The sequence below is a fragment of the Ellagibacter isourolithinifaciens genome (assembly GCF_008831035.1).
In the GTDB taxonomy this organism is placed as follows: domain Bacteria; phylum Actinomycetota; class Coriobacteriia; order Coriobacteriales; family Eggerthellaceae; genus Ellagibacter; species Ellagibacter isourolithinifaciens.
The window spans coordinates 42,574-62,617 of sequence record NZ_WAJR01000002.1 but is presented as its reverse complement, the minus strand read 5'-3'; the positions used below and the strand labels follow the sequence as shown (position 1 = coordinate 62,617).

Annotated in this window: 16 protein-coding genes; 3 read left to right on the top strand and 13 right to left on the bottom strand. The window is 62.5% G+C overall.

Annotation, left to right across the window (positions count from 1 at the left end; genetic code table 11):
• Nucleotides 1–4: 4 nt before the first annotated feature.
• The 8 genes from F8C90_RS01490 to F8C90_RS01455 all read right to left on the bottom strand — a co-directional run bounded on the left by F8C90_RS01490 (nt 5) and on the right by F8C90_RS01455 (nt 10,392).
• Nucleotides 5–358 (bottom strand): Asp23/Gls24 family envelope stress response protein, encoded by a 354-nt coding sequence (locus tag F8C90_RS01490; protein ID WP_158048678.1) that lies wholly within the window; start codon nt 356–358, stop codon nt 5–7.
• Nucleotides 355–1,707, bottom strand: coding sequence for an acetyl-CoA carboxylase biotin carboxylase subunit (accC, locus tag F8C90_RS01485; protein ID WP_158048677.1), 1,353 nt, complete (start codon nt 1,705–1,707; stop codon nt 355–357). Before accC ends, F8C90_RS01490 begins: the two co-directional genes overlap by 4 nt.
• Complete coding sequence (gene accB / locus F8C90_RS01480; RefSeq protein ID WP_158048676.1) at nt 1,707–3,593, bottom strand: acetyl-CoA carboxylase biotin carboxyl carrier protein; 1,887 nt, start codon at nt 3,591–3,593, stop codon at nt 1,707–1,709. The genes accC and accB overlap by 1 nt, the downstream gene beginning before the upstream one ends.
• 198 nt (nt 3,594–3,791) lie before the next feature.
• The gene (locus tag F8C90_RS01475) at nt 3,792–4,304 is read right to left on the bottom strand and encodes a YbhB/YbcL family Raf kinase inhibitor-like protein (protein ID WP_158048675.1); all 513 of its coding nucleotides are present in this window, start codon (nt 4,302–4,304) and stop codon (nt 3,792–3,794) included.
• Between the two features lie 69 nt (nt 4,305–4,373).
• A complete protein-coding gene (feoB, locus tag F8C90_RS01470; RefSeq protein ID WP_158048674.1) occupies nt 4,374–6,905 on the bottom strand; it encodes a ferrous iron transport protein B in 2,532 nt (843 codons plus the stop codon).
• 160 nt (nt 6,906–7,065) lie between these two features.
• Nucleotides 7,066–7,866 carry an HAD family hydrolase gene (locus F8C90_RS01465; protein WP_158048673.1) on the bottom strand — a complete coding sequence of 267 codons (801 nt, stop codon included), beginning with the start codon at nt 7,864–7,866 and terminating at the stop codon, nt 7,066–7,068.
• A 146-nt stretch (nt 7,867–8,012) separates the two neighbouring features.
• On the bottom strand, nt 8,013–9,704 hold the full coding sequence (locus tag F8C90_RS01460; protein WP_158048672.1) for a polyphosphate--AMP phosphotransferase: 1,692 nt from the start codon (nt 9,702–9,704) through the stop codon (nt 8,013–8,015).
• A gap of 13 nt (nt 9,705–9,717) precedes the next feature.
• Nucleotides 9,718–10,392, bottom strand: coding sequence for a YigZ family protein (locus F8C90_RS01455; protein WP_158048671.1), 675 nt, complete (start codon nt 10,390–10,392; stop codon nt 9,718–9,720).
• A 120-nt stretch (nt 10,393–10,512) separates the two neighbouring features.
• Here F8C90_RS01455 and F8C90_RS01450 point away from each other — a divergent pair, with 120 nt between their 5' ends.
• Nucleotides 10,513–11,073 (top strand): beta-class carbonic anhydrase, encoded by a 561-nt coding sequence (locus tag F8C90_RS01450; RefSeq protein ID WP_158048670.1) that lies wholly within the window; start codon nt 10,513–10,515, stop codon nt 11,071–11,073.
• A gap of 132 nt (nt 11,074–11,205) precedes the next feature.
• Here the strand turns inward: F8C90_RS01450 and F8C90_RS01445 are convergent, their stop codons facing one another.
• Together F8C90_RS01445 and F8C90_RS01440 are read right to left on the bottom strand one after the other, a co-directional pair.
• Nucleotides 11,206–12,000, bottom strand: a complete 795-nt coding sequence (locus F8C90_RS01445; protein WP_158048669.1) for an SDR family NAD(P)-dependent oxidoreductase — start codon at nt 11,998–12,000, stop codon at nt 11,206–11,208.
• Between the two features lie 321 nt (nt 12,001–12,321).
• Entirely contained in the window at nt 12,322–13,641 is a 1,320-nt protein-coding gene (locus F8C90_RS01440) for an NCS2 family permease (protein WP_158048668.1), read from the bottom strand.
• 174 nt (nt 13,642–13,815) lie between these two features.
• Between F8C90_RS01440 and F8C90_RS11085 the strand changes: the two genes are divergently transcribed.
• Nucleotides 13,816–13,971, top strand: coding sequence for a hypothetical protein (locus F8C90_RS11085; RefSeq protein ID WP_211360977.1), 156 nt, complete (start codon nt 13,816–13,818; stop codon nt 13,969–13,971).
• Here the strand turns inward: F8C90_RS11085 and F8C90_RS01435 are convergent.
• Nucleotides 13,968–15,860, bottom strand: coding sequence for a glycosyltransferase family 39 protein (locus F8C90_RS01435; protein ID WP_158048667.1), 1,893 nt, complete (start codon nt 15,858–15,860; stop codon nt 13,968–13,970). The two genes, F8C90_RS11085 and F8C90_RS01435, sit on opposite strands and share 4 nt — an antisense overlap.
• 110 nt (nt 15,861–15,970) lie before the next feature.
• On the opposite strand from F8C90_RS01435, the gene F8C90_RS01430 reads away from it, so the two are divergent.
• Nucleotides 15,971–16,885 carry a ChbG/HpnK family deacetylase gene (locus F8C90_RS01430; RefSeq protein ID WP_158048666.1) on the top strand — a complete coding sequence of 305 codons (915 nt, stop codon included), beginning with the start codon at nt 15,971–15,973 and terminating at the stop codon, nt 16,883–16,885.
• A gap of 201 nt (nt 16,886–17,086) precedes the next feature.
• Here the strand turns inward: F8C90_RS01430 and F8C90_RS01425 are convergent, their stop codons facing one another.
• A complete protein-coding gene (locus F8C90_RS01425; protein WP_158048665.1) occupies nt 17,087–18,922 on the bottom strand; it encodes an ABC-F family ATP-binding cassette domain-containing protein in 1,836 nt (611 codons plus the stop codon).
• A gap of 191 nt (nt 18,923–19,113) precedes the next feature.
• Nucleotides 19,114–19,866: a hypothetical protein gene (locus F8C90_RS01420; protein WP_158048664.1), complete on the bottom strand. Its 753-nt coding sequence runs from the start codon at nt 19,864–19,866 to the stop codon at nt 19,114–19,116.
• Nucleotides 19,867–20,044 lie beyond the last annotated feature (178 nt).

Below are 20,044 nucleotides of genomic sequence, written 5' to 3'. Positions count from 1 at the left end.
TCTCCTATTCGGCGAACTGGATGCCGTCGATGTAGACATCGACCGAGGCAACCTCGACGCCGACCTGGCTTGCCACCGCATCGGCCACAGCCTGGCGCAAGCTGGATGCGACCTCGGGAAGCACGAAGCCGTAGTAAACCTCGATGCGCACGGCGACTGCCAGTTTGTTGTCTTCGTTTACCGTGATTTCGATACCCTGGGTCGACGGCTTCTGGCCGAACACGGCGCGGATGCCGCGGCCCTGTGCGCCCGCCGAGCCGACGCACGCGACGCCCTCGACCTCGCTGACTGCGATGGACACAATCGTTTCCACGACGCCCGGGGCGAGCGCCATACCTTCGACGTTCAACTCACTCATAACAAGTCTCCCATCTGGGTCTCGATGAAGTCAGTCGTGGCTTCACCCGCACGGAACACCTCGTTGTCGAGCACGCGACGGTGGAACGGCAACGTGGTGGCGATGCCTTCGATCTTGAACTCGTCGAGCGCGCGGCGGCCACGTGCAAGGCACTCCTCGCGATCCTGACCGCTCACGATGACCTTCGCCACCATGGAGTCATAATACGGCGAAATCGAGGAGCCTTCGTGAACGTAGGTTTCCACGCGCACACCCGGGCCCATCGGAGGCTCGAAGCGCGTAATCTTGCCCGGGCACGGACGGAAGCCGTGGTCGGGGTCCTCGGCGTTGATGCGGAACTCCATCGCGTGGCCGAAGGGGGTGAACGGAGCGCGATCGGCGCAGCTCATAGGCTCGCCGGCCGCGATTCGCAGCTGCTCCTTGATGATGTCGGTACCCGTGATCTGCTCGGAAACGGGATGCTCGACCTGCACGCGCGTGTTCATCTCCATGAAGTAGAACTTGCCCGTGGTGTCGAGCAGAAACTCGATCGTGCCGGCGTTCTTGTAATCGACCGCGCGCACCGCTTTGATGGCTGCAACGCCCATCGCGCGACGCAGCTCCTCGGTAAGCGCCGGGGACGGAGCCTCTTCGATGAGCTTCTGATGGCGACGCTGCACCGAGCAGTCGCGCTCGCAAAGAGCCACGTTGTTGCCGTGGTTGTCGGCGAGCACCTGCACCTCGACGTGGCGAGGGCGCAGCACGAGCTTCTCGAGGTACACTCCATCGTTGCCGAACGCCGCGGCCGCCTCGGCGCGAGCGGCCTTGTAGTGGGACTCGAGGTCGGCAGGGTCGTGCACTTCGCGCATGCCCTTGCCGCCGCCGCCTGCCGTAGCCTTGATGAGCACCGGATAGCCGACTTCCTCAGCGAAGGCGCGCGCCTCCTCGACGGTGTCGATGCAGCCGTCGGAGCCGGGCACCGTGGGGACGCCGCAGGCCTTCATGGTCTCGCGAGCGGAGGACTTGTCGCCCATGCGCTCGATGCACTCGGCGGAAGGCCCGATGAATACGAGGTCGTTGTCGACACAGGCGCGGGCGAAGTCGGCGTTTTCAGCCAAGAAGCCGTAGCCGGGATGGATCGCCTCGGCGCCGGTAATCTTCGCCGCCTCGATGATGTTCGACATCACGAGATAGCTTTTATTCGCCTGAGCAGGTCCGATGCAAACCTTTTCGTCAGCGTAGCGAACCGGGTAGGTGTCCTCGTCGGCGGTCGAGTAAACCGCCACGGTCTTCACCCCGAGTTCCTTGCAGGCACGCATGACGCGCAGCGCAACTTCTCCGCGATTGGCGATGAGGATCTTCTTAAACATTATGACTGCTCCGAGACAAGCGGGGTCTTCGTATGCGGCTCGATGTAGAAGAGCACGGTGCCGAACTCGACTGGGGTGGCGTCCTCGACACACACTTCGCGGACGGTGCCCATCTCCTCGGCGGTAATCTCGTTCATGAGCTTCATTGCCTCGACGATGCACAGCGTCTGGTTGGCGGCAACCTCGTCGCCCACCTTGACGAACGGCGGCTCATCAGGAGCCGGCGCAGCGTAGAAGGTGCCCACCATCGGCGCCTTCACGGCATACCAATTGGCGGGGTGCTCGCTCTCCTGCGCGGGAGCGGGAGCCACGGGGGCGGGAGCCACGGCGGCGGTGGGAGCTGCGGCGGGGACGGCGGCTGCCGCAGGGGCGGCCACAGCCTGGCCGGGCATGCGCACCGCGATGCGGGTGCCTTCCTCCTCGACTACGATTTCGCCAACGCCGCTTTCCTCGGCAACGCGAACCAGCTCGCGAATCTGATTGATATCCACGTAATCTTCCTCCTTGGTACCGCTCGATTCCTGCTCGAGCAAGAAGTCAACCTTCTCGGACGTGCGGTGCTTGCTCAAGTACGTGCGCGCCTCGTTGGGGAACAGCGCGTACATGAGGACGTCTTCCTCGCTCTGCGCGAGGTCGCCGATTTCTTCTGCCACCTCGTCAAACGTCGTGGTGACAAGAGAGCCGGGCGCGATATCGGGATCGAGGACGTCGGAGTTGCCCACGACCTTCTTCACGATTTCCTTGTCCATGCGGCCGGGCGCCTTGCCGTAATAGCCGCAGATGTAGTCCTTCATCTCCTTGGACACGACGCTCCAGCGCTTGCCCGTGATCACGTTAAACACGGCCTGCGTGCCCACGATCTGGGACATCGGCGTGACGAGCGGCGGGTAGCCGACCTCGGCGCGGACCTTCGGGATTTCGGCCATAACCTCGCCCAGGCGGTCCGTGGCGTTCTGGATTTCCAGCTGGCTCATGAGGTTCGACATCATGCCGCCCGGAACCTGGTGGGAATACACCTTCATGTGCGTGAGCGAAGAAACGCCGCGCTTGTAGTGGCAGCGCTTGCGCACGCCTTCCCAGTATTCCGCGATCTCGAACAGAAGACCCAGGTCAAGGCCAGTGTCGTAGCGGCTCTCCTGGAGCGCCGCCGCGAGCATCTCGACGGCGGGTTGGGAGTTGCCGAAGGCGAGGGGCGCGGTCGCGGTGTCAACGATCGCGGCGCCAGCCTCGGCGGCCTTGATGTAGTTTGCCGGAGCCATACCGCCGACATAGTGGCAATGCAGGTGCAGCGGCAGGCCGATTTCCGCGTTGAACGCCTTCACGATGCGCTCGGTGCGATACGGCGTGAGCATGCCCGCCATGTCCTTGATACAAATGGAATCAGCGCCCAGATCCTTGAGCTGCTGACCGTAATCAAGGAAGCTGTCAAGCGTATGAACAGGGCTGATGGTGTAAGAAATCGCACCCTCGAAATGCGCGCCGCACTCCTTGATGGCGTCGGCGTTGTCCACCACGTTTCGAATGTCGTTCAGCGCATCGAACACGCGGAACACATGGATGCCGTTTCGGTTGGCCGCCTTGATGAAGCGGTTGCAGATCTCGCGCGAGTAATGCTTGTAGCCAACCAAATTTTGCCCGCGAGAGAGCATCGAAAGCGGCGTGTTCGGGGTGTTCGCCTTGATAGAGCGCAGGCGCTCCCAAGGATTCTCGTCGAGGAAGCGGAGGCACGTATCGAACGTTGCGCCGCCCCAAGCCTCGATAGCCCAATACCCTACTCGGTCCATCTTCGGCAGAATCGGCAGCATGTCGCCAATCTGCATGCGCGTGGCCCACAAGCTCTGCTGGCCGTCACGGATGGTGGTATCCATAATTTGAAGCCGTGGCATGAACTCACACCTCCTTCGGTTGTTTAAGTCAAAGAACGAAATCAGAATTATAGGAGAAGGCCGCTCAAACGGCCTTCTGGCATCCGAATTTCACGGACAAGCAACACATGAACGGGTAGGCGGCGCGGGCGTATGGAGCGAAGAGGCTTGCTCATGGTCAACTGAGTGAGTTGCGCGCGCCGGGCGGACCTGGCTTTACTATGCGCGGCTCGGGAGCTCGACGACCGACTTCGCGAGCACGTGGCCCTCGATCGCACGGCGAAACTCGTTGAGATAGTACCCCTCGGAAAGCCCCAGCTTGCAATCGAGCGCGTAAACGACGAGCGTGTAGACATGCGCCTTGTCGGGCGGCTGGGGGCCGCAATAGCGATTGAACACCGCGGGGTTCGAGCTGCCGTGCGCCATCGGCGACCAGTTGGAGTTCGCGCCCTGGGTACACGCGATGGCTCCCGTGCGCGAGGCATCTTCGGGAATAAGCGCTGTCGACGGGTCAAAATCGCAGGCCAACCAGTGAATCCAGCAAAAGCCGCCCACGGGAATCGCGTCGAAGTCGATGAACGCAAGCGCAAGCGAGGCGGCGCCTTCGGGCACCTCTTCTATATGGATAGGGAAAGAGCGCACAGGAAAGCCCTCGAGCCTGTCGGCCTCGGACGCGTACTTCCCGAATCGATCGGACAGCAGATTCCCCTCAAGCTCGACGCTCACACGCATGGCAGGACCCCTTTCGTTCGACGGCGTGACACTGCGAGTGTACCACGCGCGGCGCCGCGGAAAGAGGCGCTACACAAGCCCGAACGCAAGCCCCACGGCGCGGATGCAGAACGCCACGACCCACGCGACGACGCACTGGGACACCACGAGCTTCGCGGCCGTGCGACCGTTCGTCTCCTTCTTCACCGTCGCGATGGCGGCCACGCAGGGCGTGTAGAGCAGGGTGAACACGAGGAACACGAACGCCGTAAAGGGCGTGAACACCTCTTGCAGCGCCGCGACGCCGCCGCCGACGAGCACGGTCAAGGTGGACACGACGCTCTCCTTGGCCATGAAGCCGGTGAGCAGCGCCGTCGATGCGCGCCAGTCGCCGAAGCCAAGCGGGGCAAACACCGGGGCGATCGCGCCGCCGATCAGGGCGAGCAGGCTCTCGTCAGCGCTTGCCGCAAGACCGAGCCCCGCGTCGAAAGTCTGCAGGAACCAGATGACGAGCGTCGCGAGGAACACGACGGTGAACGCCTTCTGGATGAACCCTTTCGCCTTGTCCCATACGAGGCGAAGCACGCTTTTCGCGCTGGGGAGGCGGTAGTTGGGAAGCTCCATCACAAACGGCACGGGCTCGCCGGTGAATTTGAACCGCTTGAGAGCAAGCGCGTAGAGGACGCCTACCGCCATGCCGAGCAAGTAGAGGGCAAGCACCACGACACCGCGCATCTCAGGCGGAAAGAATACGCTTGTGAGCAGACCGTATATCGGAAGTTTCGCGCTGCAGCTCATGAAAGGGACAAGCAGAATCGTCATCTTGCGATCGCGCTCGCTCGACAAGGTGCGCGAGGCCATGATCGCCGGCACCGAGCAGCCGAACCCCATGAGCATGGGAACGAAGCTTCTGCCCGAAAGGCCGAGACGGCGCAGCGGCTTGTCCATCACGAAGGCCACACGCGCCATGTACCCGCTGTCCTCAAGAATGGACAGGAACAAAAACAGCGTAACGATGACCGGCAGAAACCCAAGCACGCTTCCCACGCCGCCGCAGATGCCGTCGGTGACAAGCGAGCTTACAATCGGGCTCACCTCCGCCGCGGTGAGCGCATCGCCGATGGCGCCGATCACAAAGTCGATGCCCGTCTGCAGCCAATCCGACAGCCAAGCCCCAAGCCAGCTGAACGTCATGAGGAACACGAACCCCATGATGAGAATAAAGCACGGGATGGCGGTGAAGCGCCCGGTCAGGATGCGGTCTGCCGCCACGCTGCGGACATGCTCGCGACTTTCGTGCGGGCGGACGATGGTGCGCGCGCAGAGGCGCTCGATGAACGAGAACCGCATGTTCGCGAGCGCCGCCTCGCGGTCGAGCCCGCCTTGGCGCTCAAGGGCCTCGATGAAGCCGGTGAGCGCCTCACGCTCGCGCTCGGGAACGCCGAGCTCGCGCTCGATCAGCGGGTCGCCTTCGACCATCTTCGTCGCGGCGAAGCGCACGGGCAGGCCCGCCGCCTTCGCATAGGGATCGATGAGGTGCATGAACGCATGAACGCAACGATGAACCTCGCCGAGCGGATCGCCCGACTTCTCGCCTGCGGGGCAAAAGTCGATGTACCCGGGGACCTCGCGGTTCATCGCAACGTGCATCGCGTGGTCGACAAGCTCGTCGATGCCCTGGTTCTTCACCGCGGAGATGGGCACGACGGGAATGCCGAGCGCCGCTTCGAGCTCGTTGATGCGCACCGAGCCGCCGTTCGCGGAGAGCTCGTCCATCATGTTGAGCGCGAGCACCATCGGGATGTTGAGCTCCATCAACTGCAACGTGAGATAAAGGTTGCGCTCGATGTTGGTCGCGTCGACGATGTTGATGATCGCGGTGGGCTTCTCCTTAATCAGGAAGTCGCGCGTCACAACCTCCTCGTTCGAGTACGGCGAGAGCGAATAGACGCCGGGGAGGTCGACCACCGTCGCCTCGGGATGACGGCGCAGCTGGCCCTCCTTCTTGTCAACAGTGACGCCAGGGAAGTTGCCGACATGCTGATTTGCTCCTGTGAGCTGGTTGAACAGCGTGGTCTTGCCGCAGTTTTGGTTGCCGGCGAGCGCAAAGGTGATAGGCGCGCCCTTGGGCAGGGGCTTGCCAAGGTTGCGGATGTAGTCGTCGCCTGTCGCGCTCACCTCGCCGATGCCGGGATGCACGGACGCGCGGGGCAACGGTTCGACGGGAACGGGCGTCTTGGGAAGGGACTCCACGGGCTCAATCAGGGCGAAGCGGGCGTCGTCGAGGCGCAGCGTCAGCTCGTAGCCGCGCAGCTCGATCTGGATGGGGTCGCCCATTGGAGCGACTTTGCGCACGCGCACCCCGATGCCGGGCGTAAGCCCCATGTCGAGCAGATGGCGGCGCAGTTCGCCGTGGCCGCGCACCGCCTTGATAATCGCGCACTGCCCCGCCTTCAAGGTGTCAAGCGTGGGCCCATCATTCGGATCATGCTTGCGACCTGCGGGTTCACCACCTGCGAGCGAATCGCCCGAAGATGAGCCTTCTCCAGACGAACCGCCTTCCAGAAGCGCTCCCCCGTCCCCCGAATCGACTCTCGCAGCATCGTTTTTTTCCTGCGTCATGCAAACCTCGTCCCCCACGCTAACTTTCAACTGCCTATCGTTGCGCGTAACGGGCGCGAGCGCAAGAACATCTTCCCGAACGGCCGAGAAATATCCATGCCCTACGAGTTGCCAAGCGGGAAGCCGCTCGTGCCAAGCGGAAAGTTCCTCGCCCCGCGAGCTATCGAGCAGAAAGCTCCTCGAGCATGCGGCGCAGCTCCTTCTGCACGCTGTGCTCGGTGTTGGGACCGATGACCTTGCGCGCGATCTGCTTGATGGCCGAGCGCCCGTTCTCCATCGCGATGGGCATACCGACCATGCGCAGGATCTCGTAGTCGTTCATGGAGTCGCCGAACGCCGCGACCTCGTCGGCCGAGACACCGTGCGCCTCCATGACCTGGCGAATTCCCGTCGCTTTGCTCACGCCGCGCTGCATGACGTCGATCCATTTGCGGCCCGATGGCGCGAACACGAAGTCCTCCCCCAGCTCGCGGGCGAGCGCATAGGACATGTCCATGACGGTGCCGTCGCTCACGTACACCGACGCCTTGATGATACTCGTCTCCGGGGAAGGAACCTCGTAGGCGCGCACGGGGTTGGGAAGGTTCTTGTCGATCTCGCGCTCGAAAACGGCCTCGTCGTCGAGGAGGAAGCTGTTCGTCCGATCGAATAGGGCCAGGTGAAGCACGTCGAACATGGTGACCGCGCGATAGAGACGGCACACGGCGGCATGCGAGAAGACCTCGCGGTCGACCAGCTTGCCGCCGACAACAACCTGCGCGCCGTTCGACGCGACGAAGTCCATGAAGTCGACCACGGGCGCGAACTGCTCGGAAAGCGTGTCGAAGCGGCGTCCCGAAGACGCGACGAAGTGGACTCCACAGCGGCGAAGCCCGCTGATGAGCTCGAACGTTTCAGACGGGACGTTGCCCTCCGCGTCGAGCAGCGTGCCATCCATGTCGCTTGCGATAAGCTTGATCATGCAGGTTCTCCTTCTTGCCGGCCCCTTCGCCAGCCTGTTCCCTTCGCGTTTCCAACGCCTGCATTGTAGCGGGCGCGTATAAAGAAACAGTTAAGGGAACGTCACGAACCGTCTGCGGGCGGCCTCAAGGGCAAAAGGCGAATGAGCTAGTCGGAGAGCCCCGCGTCCTCGAGCGCGGCGACGATCGTGCGCAGGGCTTTCACGCGAGCGTAGCGCTTGTCGTCGGACTCGAGGATGATCCAGGGCGCGAACGAGGTCGACGTCAGGCGGAACATGTCCTCGATAGCTTCCTTGTACTGGGGATACTTCTCCCGGTTGCGCCAGTCGTCGTCGGTGATCTTCCACTGCTTGGCGGGGTTGGACTGTCGCTCCTCGAAACGGCGCAGCTGTTCGTCGGGGCTGACCTCCACCCAGAATTTCAGAAGGATGGCACCCCAATCGACCAGGTCTTTCTCGAAAGCGTTGATCTCGTCGTACGCCTGGGTGAGGCGCTCGGGCGAGGCGTAGCCCTCCACCCGCTCCACAAGCACGCGACCGTACCAGCTGCGATCGTAGATGCCCACATGGCCCGCCTTCGGCAGGCGCGTCCAGTAACGCCACAAGTGCGGGTGCGCGAGCTCGGGCGCCGTGGGGGCGGGGCTCGGGAAGATCGTGTAGGCGCGCGCGTCGAGTGATTGTGCCACGCGCTTGATATTGCCGCCCTTGCCCGCGGCGTCCCAGCCCTCATACATCACCATGAGCGGGATGCGGGCCTGGTACATGTTGTTCTCCAGTCGGAACAGTCGCTTCTGCAGGCTCTTGAGCTCGTCTTTGTACTCCTCGGGCGAGAGCGAAAGCGAGTGATCGACGCCCGCAAGCGTCGGTGCGTCATCGACAAGGTGGAAGCGGGAAGTCGCGGGGGCGGCAAAGCGCGGGGGCTGCTTCGCAGCGCCGTCCGCGGAAGCCGAGGCGTCTGCGGGGGTCGAGGCGTCCACGACATTCGCCGAGTCCACGGCACTTGCGACCTTCGCCGAGTTCGCGGCCTCCTTGCGCGCAAGCGCAGACTCGAGCGCGCGCACAAGCGTCTGCGCGATGACGATATTCGCACGACGCTTGTCCTCCCCATTCACAAGCGTCCAAGGCGCGAACGCAAAATTGCTGCCCTCGAGCATGAGGTCGTAGATGCTGTAGGCGTACTCGTAGTTCCCAATGCGCTCGAGACGCTTCTTGTCGACGCGCCACGCCGTGGTGGGGTCGGCAGCCAGACGCTCGAGGCGCTCCCTCTGGCCTTCGGCGGACACGTGAATGAAAAACTTCACGACCTCGTAGCCGTCGTCGACAAGGCCGCGCTCGAACTCGCGTATGGACGCGAGGCACACCCCGGCCTCCTTGCGCGCCGCAAGCTGGTCACCTTGGACAGTGCCCTTCTTGCCTTCCTTGCGCTTCGGGTTAAGCCCGCCGAATGCACGGCACATAGCGCGCTCAGCGGCCACAGAATACCAGCCGCGATCGTAGAATGTGATCGCCCCGCGCGGCCCGAGCGCCTGCCAGAACTGCTGCATGAAAGGCCAGTACCCGGTGACATTATGTCCGGCATCCGAGAACGCCCGCGCCTCGTCCACGTCGAAATCGCCCGTCACGTGAACGCTCGTCGCACGCGCATCCAGGTTGAACATAAGGTCGGAGATGCGGCTTCCCTTGCCCGCACCGTTCCATCCCTCGAAGAGCACCACAAGCCCCACGCCCTGAAGGCGTGCCTGCTGCTGCAACGTCACAAGCCGCTCGATGAGCGCGTCGTGGGTTTCCTTGTACGTGCCCTTATCGATATCTGGTTGATTCAGATTGACCTGGTCGAGCATGGAAAACCTCTTTTCACGTAAGGTTTGGTGCGGCGTCGGGCGCCGAAGAGTCGGCTTGCCCGGGCGCCGCGAAGGGCGCATCGTAGGGGTCGCTCTCAAGGATTGGGCACTGCCCGCGCACGAGCTCCGTGAGGGCCGCCTCGAAAGGCTCCTGCGTGCCGTCGAGCATGCGGAACGTGAGGGCGACCTGTGCCGCAAAATCGGCGTCGACGGTCTGGGCGCCATGTTGGCTGGCAAGGCGTTGAGCCTGCTCGTAAAGGGAATACGGGACCTCGATCAGCACGTCAATGCACCGCGAGATACGCATGATTTCCGCCGCGGCGATACCGGCCTGCGTCGCCTGCGTGTAGGCGCGCACGAGCCCTCCCGTGCCAAGCAAGATCCCGCCGAAATACCGTGTGACAACCACGGCGACGTCGGTCAGGCTCGCATGCTGGATAGCCTCGAGCGTCGGCATGCCCGCCGTTTTCTGGGGCTCGCCGTCGTCGGAGTAGCGCACGCGACCGTTCTCGCGCAACACGTAAGCGTACACGTTGTGACGCGCCATGCGGTGCTCGCTGCGGATCTCGTCGAGGAACGCGAGCGCCTCTTCCTCGGTTTCGACATGCTGGACGGTGGCGATGAAGCGACTCTTCTTCTCGACGATCTCGGCGCGCGCACGACCCTGAGTTGTGCAATACGAGGCCATGCGGCTCCTTTCGTCTTCGGGAAAACTCAGCTTTGCCCCATCATAGCGCATGCGCGCGAACAGGCGGGCGCGGGGCGCAGACGATGCTAAACTGTCACCCATCAAGAGAAAGGGCGGAAAATGACCGAGAAGTCGACGATCGATCAGATTCTGGAGCACAATGCGCGCTTCGTGGAAGAACACGAATACGAGCAGTTCAAGACTGACAAATACCCCGACAAGAAACTCGCTGTGGTCTCGTGCATGGACACGCGTCTGACAGCGCTGCTCATGGCGGCGCTCGGGCTGAAGAACGGCGACGCGAAGATCATCAAAGTTGCAGGTGCCGAGGTGTCGCACCCCTTCGGCAGCGTCATGAGATCGCTGCTCATCGCCGTGTGCGAGCTTGGCGTCGAGGACATCATGATCGTCGCTCACACGAACTGCGGCGCTCAGCACATGAGCGGCGAGGGCATGGTTTCCGACATGCTGCGCCTTGGCGTGAGCGCCGACCATATCAAGATGGCGCACCATTGCGGCATCGACTTCGACCAGTGGCTCGCGGGTTTCGGCGACACCGAGGAGGCGGTGCGCAAAAGCGTCGACGTGGTACGCAACCACCCGGTCATGCCGCCGCACGTGCGCGTCGCCGGCTTCATCATGGATTCCGAGACCGGCGAGCTCTTACGCGTCGCGGACTAGCATCCACCAAGAGCGCCGGAGCCTCGCAGACAGACGGCGGGCGCGGGCCCGACGGACCTTCCCCCTTCGGCGTTTCGGGCGGGCAAGCCGCTCCCTTCGCCTTATGGGGGAAGAGGCGCCGGGTCCGCGTTCCTATTTCTTCTTGCGCGGGCGCTGGAGTGCTGCCGCCGTCCTCGCCACGAAACCGCGCGGGGCAAGGCGCGTTGCGAACACGATCGTCTTCGCGAGCGCTCCCGGCACGCAGAGGGCCTTGTTGCGGCAAAGCGCGTTGAAGCCCTCGCTCGCAACGAAGGGGGCATCGAGCGCGATGCGCGAAATCGGGGTGTGAGCTGCATCGGCATTTTCCCAAAACGCCGTGCGCACGGGTCCTGGGCACAGCGTGCTCACGTGCACGCCAGCACGGCGCAACTCGACATGGATGGCCTGGGAAAACGATTGGACGAAGGCCTTCGAGGCGTAATAGGTCGCCATGTCGGGGCCGGGCATGAAGCCCGCCACGGACGCAACGTTTAAGATGCCTCCGCATTTGCGCGCAGCCATGTCAGGGGCGAACTCGCCCACAAGCTCGACGAGCGCGAGGTCATTTGTCAGGATAAGTTCTCGTTGGCGGGCCATATCGCTTTCCACAAAGCGTGCATCGTAGCCGAAGCCTGCGTTGTTCACGAGCACATCGACGACAAGCCCCACCTCGCGCACGCGGGCGGAAACCTTCGCCGCCGCGCCCACCTTCGCGAGGTCGCACACGACGACGTGGGCCTTTATGTTGTGCTCGAACTCCAGCTGTGCCGCCGCCTCGACGAGACGCTCCTCGTTGCGGCCGACGAGCACCACGTCCATCCCGCGCGCCGCGCACTGCCGCGCAAGCTCGAATCCCAAACCGCCCGCGCCCCCTGTGACGAGCGCCGTTTTCCAATCCTTGGTCCCCATAGCTCACAACCTTTCAGTCCGTCACGTTTACGGCCGTCGGCAATGTAGCATCATTGTATGACGCGCGAGGCGAATGCGAGAATAGGCTTCACCACATCTGAGGAATAATTCCTCTTGGACAATACGGCCAGCATCGAGGGAGAGACTGCAAGGAGCTGGCCGAACCGCTGCAGACGCCAAGCGACGCAACTCCTTAAGTTACCTTGGATATCACGTCATCACGGTCGGGCACCAGAAAGCGAAGGGCCTCGCCGTCGAACGGCCTCAGAGAGAGGAGGCGATTCGACAAGCGAGGCCCTTCGAGCGCGGCGAACGAAACTGCTAACTTAAGATGAACATGGCCAAAAACGCGATGGCAGCCACCCACATGAGGGGCTTGACCTCGCGCACCTTGCCGGTGACCAGCATGATCACGCAGTAGGAAATGAAGCCGAAGCCGATACCGTTGGTAATCGAATAGGTCATCGGGATGCCCATGATGGTCGCGAACGCCGGGAATGCGAACTCGATGCGCGTCCAGTCGATGTTGATGACGTCGGAGAGCATGAGATAGCCAACGACGACAAGCGCGCCGCAGGTCGCGGAGCTCGACACCATGCCGATGATGGGCGACGCGAACGCGAAGATCACAAACAGGATGCCGACCACCAGGTTCGAAAGGCCCGTGCGCGCACCGGCGGCAGCACCCGAAGTGGACTCAACGAAGCTCGTGACCGAGCTTGCGCCCACGAAACCGCCGACGGCGGCTGCGGCGGAGTCGACCATGAGAATCGGCTGAATGTCCTTCACGTCGCCGTTCTCGTCGACGAAATCAGCCTGTTCACCAACGGCGACGACCGTGCCCATGGTGTCGAAGAAGTCACTCATGAGCAGAGAGAACACGAACAACAGCAGCGCGGGTTGCAGGAAGACCTGCGCGATAGCCATCGTGTCGGTGCCGGGAATCGTCTGAAACGGTGCCGCGAAGGCCGAGAAATCGAGCCCGAAGCTCCACGACGAGGGAAGCGGGGTAACGCCCAGGGGAATGCCCGCGATGGTGGCAACAATGATGGAGATGAGCAGGCCGCCCTTCACATTGAGAACCTGGAGCACCACGGCAACCGCAATCGCGATCAGCGACACGATCGCAACCGGCGCCGACAAGTCGCCAAGTCCCAAGATGGTCGACTCGTTGGCGACGATGATGCCGCCGCCCTTAAGACCGATGAATGCGATGAACAAACCGATGCCAATGCCGATTGCATGGCGCAAGCTCACGGGAATCGCGTCCATGACCGCCTTGCGCAAACCGCAGGCAACCAGGATGAGGATTACGATACCTTCCAAGAAGACGATGGCCATCGCCACGCGCCAGTCGACGGCAGCGCCGCCAAGGCAGAGCGTGTACGCCACGATTGCGTTGATGCCCATGCCAGACGCAAGTGCGATCGGCCTGTTCGCGATAAGGCCCATCGCGATGGTCATGATCGCCGCTCCGAAGCACGTCGCCGTGAGCGCCGCATCGAATGGAACACCTGCGACCACCAGCATATTCGGGTTCACTGCGATGATGTATGCCATCGCGAGAAACGTCGTCAAGCCGCCGATGATCTCGTTTCCGATCGTGCTCTTGCGCTCCGAAATCTTAAAAAACGAGTCCACTTTCCTCCCTTTCCCTTGCGCCCGCGCGAAAGCGATCAGGTAAGCCCGCACCTCAAGATTCAGCCGCCGAGGCGAACCCGAACTGGTCCCTTTCGCGTGAAAGCGTTTTCTCAACGGAAGGATTCTAGCATGCTAAAGCGCACACAAGACGCACATAAATGGAAAGCGCCTTCAATGGCGACTACGTCGCACGGTGCGGAAAACGAGGTCACACCAGCAGTCGCCTGCCCCTACCTCAGCTTATCAGCCGCGCACATCTCCTGGTACAAGCTCATTCGCGAAATGCCATGTATCGACCCCTTGAAAGCCCTCAACGCGCGCCCTGCCTAATCTTTATCGATGACCGCAACGGTAAACCAGGCGCGTTCGTAGGGACGATAGCGGGTGCCCGATTCCCGCAGCTCGAACCCATCGCGCTTCGAGAGGTCCTCAACGTCACGCGACATGACGCCGTTTTGGGTCTGCCCCAAAACGACAATCGGGCCATGGTAGCCATCAAAAATCTCTTCCCAGGAGTTTTTGCAGGTGAGAGTGGGGGAATACGCCTCATACGCCAAGTTCCAGTTGCCTTTCTGCCAATCCATGTACGTTTGGGGAACGTCGGGGTAGGCAAGCGTAGTCAGGCTGATGTACCCGATGTCGGACGAGACGACAAGCGGCGCCTTCCCGTCGTTTTCCTGCGTCACGCGATCGACCGTTTGGCGCACTTCGTCGAGCGCCTCCTGGTTGTCGGAGCTGTAGAAGTCGCCGACGAGCAGCGTCATGTTAAGGGCGGAGACGGAAAGAAGGATAGCGCATGCCGCACCGACGAGTACGCGCGAGCGAATGCGGGAAAGAAGCATTACCGCTGCAAAAAGGAGCGGACCGATTGCCACCCCGAGGTAGCGGTAGTACACGATAAGCGAGTCCATCAGGATGGAAGCCAAGAAGGAAATCGCGAAAACGCCCAGGTAGATCGCGAGCGCACAGAGCACGGGGACAACCGAGTCGCGCGAGGCCCAAAGGGCAAAGCGCCGAGAAAGCGAATCGCGCTGGGCGCGGGGGCTTTCGGGCTCGGGGGCGAAATTCGCAGGAAGCTCACCGCCCTCGTCAGGCGCATTCGCGGAACGCGAGCTGCCTTCGTCCGCAGAGCCAACGGCGGCCCGCCCTCTGAAGTCCTCACCTCCCGCGGCCTTCCCCGTCGCAGCGCGCGAGCCGCCTTCCGCACGTTCGCCTGCAAGAACATGCGGCTTCACCAGGCGCACGAGAGACCAGATGGCCCACGCGCAAAGCCACACGAGCGTCGCTGCCAGAAGAACCCGCCCCACCACCTGGGGCACGGCGCCGTAACTTCCCTCCAACGCGAAATGCACGAAGCTCGTTCGCACCGGGTACGTCGCGAACTCGATGTAAGTGACGGGAAACACCATGTTCGCCCAGTACGTGTTCGACACGACGCCCATCTGGCGCACAAGCACCAGGAGCCACGGCACGTAGAGCGCAACCTGGATGGCAGCGCTCGCCACGAGCACCCCCAAAGCCGCCGCGCCACGCCGACGGGCGGCTCGATTGATGCAGAAGATGAGCAGCAGCAGGTTCACCATAAAGGCGGACATAGCGCCAAAGTAGTGAAGGTATGCGCTGAACAGGCTTGACGCAGCGAAGACAGCCCACCACGAAAGCGGCGCACCCGCAAGAAGTCTCTTCCCCTGCGCGCGTTTCTGGACACAGGCCACAGAGCCTTCACACGCCGGCTCGCGCAAAGCGCACGCGATGCGCCACGCGGTGAGCGCGCACAGCATGACGGAAAACGTCGCCCACGAGTACATGCGGATCTCGGTTGCCATAATGGCGGTATAGGGAATGAACAGGACGAATGCGGTGAACAGCACGCCGGGCTTCCAGCCGAAATCGCGACGGACATGGGTGTATCCAAGGCTTGCAAGGGCGATCGACCCCAAAACCGTGAACAGGCGATATGCAAGGATGTTCTGCCCGAAAACCAGGTTGAGGGCATGCAGCGCCCAGTAGAAGAGCACGGGATGCACATCGCCTGACCCGATGCGCCAAATCTCGGAGAACGGATGGTTCGCTATGGCAACCGAATAGCTCTCATCGAACCAGATATAGCCATGGAAAGCCCCCACAAGCACAAACGCCGACCCCAAAGCAAGAACGGCAAGATGGAACCAACGAGACGAAAGCACCCCCTGCGCCCCTGCTCCGCTCGCACGCTTCATAAACCCTCCCGAGCAATCGATCCCCAATAACGCACCTGCATGAGAGTACTATTATTTCGTTTGTCTCGCTTGTCTTCAAAAAGATAGCGTTTTGTAGACAGACACTGTGCATGAACACGAAAGGGAGGCTTGTGACGCTCATCATTCACGCAGATGACTTTGGGATTACCGTCGAGCAATCGAAGGCCATCCTCGAGCTTTCGGACGCATGCGGCGGCCATGGAGCCCTGTCGAGCATGAGCATGTTCGCGAACAGCCCGGCGTTTAACGAATGCGCCGAGCTTGTCCGTCCTTTCGTCGACGCGGGAAAGATAAAGCTTGGCCTGCACCTCAATATCGTGGAAGGGCATCCTGTCTCCAACCCCGACGACGTGCCGCTGCTGGTGAACGAGCGCGGAACCTTCTCCCATTCCTTTATGGGATACCTGGCGGCATCGACGCTGCGCACCGGCGACCGTGACGGCATTCGCGAGCAGCTTGCCCGCGAATTCAGCGAGCAGATCAAGCGTTATCTCGAGGCCTTCCCCGACCAGCGTCGCAATCTCCGTGTCGACACGCATCAGCACACGCATATGGTGCCCCTCGTACACGATGCGCTCCTGGCTGCTTGCCGGCGCACCGATTGCCTGGTCACGACCGCACGCCTTCCCGTGGAGCCGGTCGGCCCGCACCTTAAGAGCCCGCGACGCATCGCGGCAATTTCGCCCGTCAACCTCGTGAAAGACGCACTGCTCGCCCTCCTTGCCCCGCACTGCCGCGAGGATTTGGAGGAAGGGAGCCACGTCGCCGATTTTTCCGGCATCGTTCTCTCGGGACGCATGCAAAAAACCACGCCCGACCTGATTGCCGACATGGAGGCGCGGGCCGCCGAACAGGGACGCGACCTCGAAGTGCTCTTCCACCCGATCAGCGTGCCGATCGAGCAGTGCCTCGACCCCGAAAACTTGCCCTTCGCCCAGGCGTGCGCCTCGCCCAACCGCGATGCCGAGGCGGAGCTGATCGCGAGCCTTTCGACACGCGCATAAGGAAAGCACCTGGCGGAACGCCAAACCGCGGCGCTTAAGCGGCACAGCCCGCGTGAGTAGTCAGGGACCGAAGGGGTATTCGCGACGTGCGATTTCCCCTCGCAAGAAGGCTACCGCCGCGAGCGCGCGAGGGCCTACGCGCCGAAAGACGCAAGGCACGTGCGGGCCACAAATAGCACGCAGGCTACGCTCCGAAAGCGCCTACTCGCCGAGCGCCTCCGCAGCTTCCATCCACTCTTCCTCGAGCGCCTCGATCTGCGTCTCGATTTCCTTGATTTCCTTCTGCATATCGCCGAGCTTCACGTAATCGGAGGGATCGGCCTCGGTCATGGCCTGGTGAATGCCCTCGATCTTGCCGCGTAGCGTGTCCATCTTGCGCTCGGCCGACGCCATCGACTTCCGAAGTGCGCGAATCTCGCCACCCGAGAGCTTCGACGCCGCGCCCGTCGCCTGCTCACCCGCCGACGTTGAAGTCTGTTTGGAGGCAGAGGCCTTCCCGCTTGAAGAGGCAACCACGCCACCGCGCTCGTCGGTGGTGCGCCCCACGAGCTCCAAGTACTCGCCAACACCGCGCGGCAGATGGCGAATCTTGCCGTTGATCAGCGCATACTGGTTGTCGGTCACGCGCTCCATGAGATAGCGGTCGTGCGTGACCAGAAGCAGCGTGCCGGGCCACCCGTCGAGCAGGTCTTCCACCTGAGCGAGCATGTCGGTGTCCAAATCGTTGCCCGGCTCGTCCAAGATGAGCACGTTCGGCTCGTCGAGCAAGATGAGCATCAACGCAAGGCGTCGCTTCTGCCCACCCGACAGGTCGCACACCGGCTCGTTCAGGTCATCGCGGGTGAAGCCGAGACGCTCGAGCAGCTGCGCGGGCGTGGCCTCCTTGCCGTCGAGCATCACGCGGCGCGAGTAGCGGCCGATGACCTCGCGCACGCGGTCGCTTCCCAGTTTCACCAGGTTATCGAGGTGCTGCGACAATACGGCGAACTTCACGGTCTTACCGATCTTCACGCGGCCCGCGCTCGGGGCGAGCGCGCCCTCGATCACCCGCAGAAGCGTGGTCTTGCCCGCGCCGTTCTCGCCGACGATGCCGAAGCGGTCGCCAGGGCCGATAATCCACGACACGTCATCAAGCACGGTCTTTCCGCCGAGGCGCACAGACACGTCGGTCAAGTCGACCACCTGCTTGCCCAAGCGCGCGACGGCCATCCGCTTGAGCTCGAGTGTGTTGCGCAGCGGCGGCACGTCGGCAATCAGCTCGCGGGCGGCATCGATGCGGAACTTCGGCTTGGTCGAGCGCGCTTGCGCCCCGCGAGCAAGCCAGGCGAGCTCGCGGCGCAGCTGGTTTTGGCGGCGTTGCTCGGCCACCTGAGCCTGACGGTCGCGCTCAACACGCTGTTGGATGTAGGCGGAGAAACCACCCTCGAACGGGTCAATCGTGCGGTCGTGCACTTCCCACATCGAAAGGCACACCTCGTCGAGGAACCAGCGGTCGTGAGTGACCACCAAAAGCGCGCCCGTCCCATGTTTCCAACGCGCCTTCAGATGATGCGCGAGCCAGGTGATGGCGCGCATGTCGAGATGGTTGGTGGGCTCATCGAGCATGAGCACGTCCCAGTCGCCGATGAGCAAACGGGCCAAGTCAACCCGACGGCGCTGCCCGCCCGACAGGTCGCCCACACGCCCCTGCCAGGGGATATCGGCAGCAAGCCCGGAGATGATGTCGCGGACGCGGGCATCTCCCGCCCATTCGTATTCGGGGGTATCGCCCACCACGGCATGTTCCACCGTGTCGCCATCGGAGAGCACATCTGCCTGCCCGAGCACGCCCACGCGAACACCGCGCGTGCGGATTACGCGGCCCTCATCAGGCTCGATAATGCCCGCAAGCAAAGATAGCAACGTGGATTTCCCGTCGCCGTTCTTGCCGACGACGCCGATGCGATCACCCTCGTCAAGCCCGAGGGAGACATCTTCGAACACCGTTTTCGTGGGGAACTCGACCCGCGCCTTCTCACAACCAAGCAGAAACGCCATACCATTCGTCCTTCGTTCGCAGGGCACCATACCGGGCACCCCGCCGCATTCAACCTGCACGCGGCTTCATCCGCCGTGCGTTTTTTCATCATGAGAGGATACCGCAAGCGGGCGAGATTCCCAAATGGCGAGGGCGCCCGCGTAAGGCGCCCTCGAACGAAGTTCCCTTGTGCTTCAGCCGCTGCAACGCGCTACTTTCTGAGGTAGCAGCCCACGATGCCATCGCCCCAGTCGAGTTTGACCACCTTGTCACCGTCATAGTAGAAGTCGTAAATGAAGTGGCCACCGTCAGCGTTGTCGTAATCGTAGGACTTGAAGAAAATGGTGATGCGGTCGACCGCCGTCACCTTCCATTTTTCGAAATTGCTGCATTTGGGGCCGGCATCGACCGTGCCGTCGGCGTTCAGCGTGAAATAGTTGTTGTCGGGATCGTCCTTGTCGGCCCAGGAAGTGTCCGCGACCAGCTTCTCGTACTTGGCAACATCGCCGTCGCCGCGCAGGTACCACGTCTCGGTCACATAGTCGTAGCAGGTCATCGCGTCGTTGAACACGATGTCATAATCACGGACGTCGGTGCTTTCGGGGCGCAGGTGCTTGTCCTCGACCTTCGAGCTGCCGGGCTCGGTGATCGTACCGTCGGCATCGACGAACACGGCCTGGGGGTAATAGAAGTTTTCGAAGAACAGACCGCCCTTCGACTTATCGCCGTCCACGTACCACATGTCGTTCGAGCCGCTCGGATCGCCAAAGTCGTTCGGGCCGCACGTCTCGAGCATCCGAGGATGCTCGTTCGCAGCGGGTTCCTTCTTCGCCACCGCGCCGCCTCCGTCATTTCCGCCGCAGCCTGCAAGGGAAAAGGCGAGCACCGCCGCGCAACACGCGACGACCAGAGCCGTCAGGGCCTTCGATCCATGCCAACCGATATGTCGTCGAGTGACTTTCATGAGGTTCCTTTCCGCAGTGGCCATTCCTCCTCGTACAGCATCTGCGAAAAGAGCTGCGACATAAAGCACCCGAAGGCCCAAATTTGCGAAGGTCCCTCCCCTGCAAGTCCAAAGCCGCAGGAAAGCGGGCACGCGGGGCGGGAATGCGGCCGCCGGCGGAGCAAGGCGAGAAGCGAGG